This is a genomic window from Clostridium sp. (assembly GCF_016650095.1).
Classification (GTDB): domain Bacteria; phylum Bacillota; class Clostridia; order Clostridiales; family Clostridiaceae; genus Clostridium_AD.
Genome location: NZ_JAENWL010000341.1, coordinates 1 through 4,175 on the forward strand (window position 1 = coordinate 1; position 4,175 = coordinate 4,175).

Here is a 4,175-nt window from a genome sequence, read left to right on the forward strand (position 1 = left end):
CTAACTTCTATTAAGGGGTTTGCAGAAACCTTAAAATATGTTGATGATGCAGAGACGAAGGAAAAGTTTTTAAATATAATAAATGAAGAAGCTGAAAGATTAACTAGGTTAATCACAGATATCTTAACACTTTCAAATATAGAGCAACAAAAGGAACTTAAAAAAGAAAAAATTAACGTCAATAATATCGTAGAAGCTGTATACAATTTAATGAAAAACACAGCAGATGCAAAAGGAATCCACTTATCAATTCAGCAGCAGGACATAAAAACATTTATAGGTGATGCTGATATATTTAAACAAATGTTAATTAACCTAGTAGATAATGCAATAAACTACTCAGAAACTGGAGATAGTGTTTGCATTGGAACTGAGAACACAGCTGATAAATATATTATATGGGTTAAGGACACTGGAGTTGGAATAGCTAAACAACAAATTCCACGTATTTTTGAGAGATTCTACAGAGTGGATAAGGCTCGCTCTAGGTCAAAAGGTGGCACAGGCCTCGGCCTAGCTATTGTTAAGCATATAGTACTTGAATTTAATGGAGAAATATATGTAGAAAGTGAACTCGGAATAGGTAGTAAATTTATAGTTGAAATTCCATACAATGAATAAAAATAAAGTTATCGTCGTAAAGGCGATAGTTTTATTTTTATTCATTGTAAAGTTTAATTAACATTAGTAGGTCTAGAGTTAACATTGGCATAATATAAAGTTAACGTTCGGGGTATATTATAATAAGAGTAATGAGTAGTTAGCAAAGCGATCCAAATAAACGAATGGGGGAATTATCGATGAAACGAAATAATTTAAAATTAATGGTGGCTGCATTAGCAGTTGCAATGACAGCAGCAATGTTCACGGGTTGTTCAAATAAACCTGAAGCTGATAAAACAGCTCCTGAAACTACAAAAACTGAATTATCAGGTTCAATAACTGCAGCAGGGTCATCTGCACTTCAGCCTTTAGCAGAACTCGGTGCTAGTATGTTCGCTGATAAAAACCCAGGAGCATCTGTAAATGTTCAAGGTGGCGGAAGCGGTACTGGACTTAAATTGGTGTCAGAAGGTAGTGTAGAAGTAGGAAATTCTGATATATATGCACAAGATAAAGAAGGAATTGATGCAACTACATTAAAAGATAATAAGGTATGTGTTATAGGATTTGCGGCGGTAACAAACCCAAAAGCTAAAGTAGAATCAGTAACAAAGGCTCAGTTAATAGATATATTCACAGGCAAGATAAAAAACTGGAAAGAAGTTGGCGGAGCTGACATAGCAATTACTATTATAAATAGACCCGCATCTTCAGGAACTAGAGCAACATTTAAAGAATTTGGGTTGGATGGTAATCAAGAAGCGACTGGCTTAACTCAAGATTCAAGTGGAGCTGTTAAACAAGCAGTTATGCAAACAGAAGGTGCTGTAAGCTACTTAGCATTATCATATTTTGCTGATGCAGCTAATAAAGAAGGTCTAAATGTATTAAAGATTGATGGTGTTGAAGCAAATGCAGAAAACATAAGTACAGATGAATACAAAATTTGGTCATATGAACACATGTACACTAAGGGTGAATCTACAGAATTAACAAAAGCGTACTTGGATTATATGTTAAGTGATGAAATGAAATCATCTATAACAAAATTAGGATATATCCCAATGGCAGATATGAAAGCTAAAAGAGATTAATGTTCTCTAAAGGCTGGCTGAAACCAGTCTTTATTTTGCATTAAAATAACTTTTTGAGGTAAAATGATATGAAAAAAAATGATATGAAAAAAATATGGTTAAAACTTAAAAATGAATATTTAGGACGTGGATTTGCAACATTTTGTGGTGCAGTTATAGTCATTCTTACTTTTGCAATCATTTTGTTCCTAACTATTAAAGGCTTAAGTACTTTTATAAAGCATGGATACTCAGTAGTTAACTTTATATTTTCTGGTGCATGGAAGCCAGAGGGTAGTGGGGAATCTTTACCTCCTCAATTTGGAACTTTGATGTTTATTGCTGGATCTTCAGCAGTGTCTTTCCTTGCAGTAATAGTAAGTGCACCAATAGGGGTGGCCCTGGCAGTATTTATGAATATAATTTCACCAAAACTTGGAACAAAAGTTATTCAACCTGCTATAGAGTTATTTGTGGGAATACCTTCAGTTGTTTATGGATGGATAGGTGTAAGTGTATTAGTACCTCTTATTAAAGTTTTTTTCGGAGGAATTGGGTTTAGTTTACTTGCGGGAGTACTCGTGATAAGTGTAATGATTTTACCAACAATCACTAGTATTTCGTCTGATGCTATAAGAACCATACCAAAAGATTATATTGAAGCATCGTATGGACTTGGGGCAACAAGGTGGCAAACTATAATTAAAGTAATTATTCCTGCGGCCAAAAGTGGAATATTAACAGGAATAGTCCTTGGAGTTTCAAGAGCCTTCGGAGAAGCACTAGCAGTGCAAATGGTTATAGGAAACTCAATTACCTTCCCAAAAGGATTACTTTCAACCACAACCACATTAACAAGCATACTTACTATGAATATGGCAAATACAATCAACGGGACTGCTTGGAACGATGCATTATGGTCAATGGCACTATTGTTATTAATAATATCATTTACATTTATACTTATAATTAGAAAAATTGGGAAAAGAGGTGAGATATAATGAGTTCTAAGCTTAAAGATAAAATAGCAACTATAGTTTTGTATATAGTTTCTGCTTTAGTAATTCTTTTGCTAGTTAGCCTCATAGGATATATAATATATAATGGAAGAGAATCATTAAACTTAAATTTTTTATTTGGTGAACCTAAAATTCTTGAAACTGGTGGAGGAATCGGTCGTCAATTATATAATTCGATACATCTTCTTGTAGTAACACTTATAATTACAGTACCACTAGGGGTAGGGGCTGGAATATATTTAGCTGAATACGCAAAAGAAGGCAAACTATTAAATATTATTAGATTGAGTATTGAAACTATGGCATCGCTGCCTTCTATAGTAGTTGGATTATTTGGACTCTTAGTTTTCGTTAATATGACACAATGGGGATATTCTCTTATTGCTGGAGCATTAGCTATAACTATAATAAATTTGCCAGGTATGACTAGAGTTTGTGAAAATGCTATTAAAGCAGCATCTTTTGGTGTTAAAGAAGCCAGTTTGGGACTCGGTGCTACTAGGTGGCAGACTATTAAAAATGTTGTATTGCCCTCTGCAATGCCTCAAATTCTAACAGGTGTTATATTAGCGGCTGGAAGAATATTTGGAGAAGCGGCAGCATTATTATATACTGCAGGTATGAGTGCGCCAACTTTGGATTTTACTAATGTAGATTTAGCAAGTAAGGCCTCAGCTTATAGTGTATTAAGACCCGCTGAAACCTTGTCTGTATATATATGGAAGCTGAATTCTGAGGGTATGGTACCGGATGCTACTAAAATAGCTAACGGAGCTTCAGCAGTTTTGATAATAGCAGTGCTTATATTTAATATATCTGCAAGAATAATTGGGAAAAAAATATATGAATCTCATACAGGAAAGTAAATAGGGAGGTAAGCAATATGGGGATAGTCATAGCTAAGAATTTAAATCTGCATTATGGAAATGTTCAAGCGCTAAAAAATGTAAACATTGATATACAGAAAAATTCAGTTACTGCGCTTATAGGACCATCAGGCTGCGGGAAATCAACATTTTTACGTACTATTAATAGAATGAATGATTTAATAGATTATGTTAAGATAGATGGAGAAGTATTATATGAAGATAAAAATATATACAGTCCAAATTATGATGTTATTGATTTAAGGAAAAAAGTAGGAATGGTATTCCAAAAACCTAATCCTTTCCCAATGTCAATTTACGATAATGTAGCATATGGTCCAAAAATTCATGGAATAACTAATAAGAAACAACTTGATGAAATTGTAGAAAGTAGTTTAAAGGGAGCTGTACTTTGGAATGAAGTAAAAGATAGACTTAAAAAAAGTGCGCTGGGATTATCTGGTGGGCAACAACAACGTTTATGCATAGCTAGAACTTTGGCAGTAGAACCTCAGGTTTTACTAATGGATGAGCCGACTTCTGCATTAGATCCTATTTCAACTTTAAAGATTGAAGAATTAATGGATGTACTTAAAAAAAAGTATACAGTTATA

5 protein-coding genes are annotated in these 4,175 nt (G+C 33.7%); all 5 read left to right on the forward strand.

Features of this window, described 5'->3' with window-relative positions; translation table 11 throughout:
* The coding region (locus JJE11_RS15795; protein ID WP_291637336.1) for an ATP-binding protein at positions 1–621 on the forward strand (621 nt) is incomplete at its 5' end.
* A 179-nt stretch (positions 622–800) separates the two neighbouring features.
* Positions 801–1,697: a phosphate ABC transporter substrate-binding protein gene (locus JJE11_RS15800; protein ID WP_291637337.1), complete on the forward strand. Its 897-nt coding sequence runs from the start codon at positions 801–803 to the stop codon at positions 1,695–1,697.
* A 68-nt stretch (positions 1,698–1,765) separates the two neighbouring features.
* Positions 1,766–2,677 carry a phosphate ABC transporter permease subunit PstC gene (gene pstC / locus JJE11_RS15805; RefSeq protein ID WP_291637339.1) on the forward strand — a complete coding sequence of 304 codons (912 nt, stop codon included), beginning with the start codon at positions 1,766–1,768 and terminating at the stop codon, positions 2,675–2,677.
* Positions 2,677–3,561 (forward strand): phosphate ABC transporter permease PstA, encoded by an 885-nt coding sequence (gene pstA, locus JJE11_RS15810; protein ID WP_291637341.1) that lies wholly within the window; start codon positions 2,677–2,679, stop codon positions 3,559–3,561. Before pstC ends, pstA begins: the two co-directional genes overlap by 1 nt.
* Positions 3,562–3,578: 17 nt before the next feature.
* A partial coding sequence (locus tag JJE11_RS15815) for a phosphate ABC transporter ATP-binding protein (protein ID WP_291637343.1) occupies positions 3,579–4,175 on the forward strand: 597 nt, incomplete at its 3' end.

Coding starts and splice junctions, on each gene's coding strand:
- pstA (WP_291637341.1), top strand. CDS start 2,677: ATGAGTTCTAAGCTTAAAGATAAAATAGCAACTATAGTTTTGTATATA.
- pstC (WP_291637339.1), top strand. CDS start 1,766: ATGAAAAAAAATGATATGAAAAAAATATGGTTAAAACTTAAAAATGAA.
- JJE11_RS15800 (WP_291637337.1), top strand. CDS start 801: ATGAAACGAAATAATTTAAAATTAATGGTGGCTGCATTAGCAGTTGCA.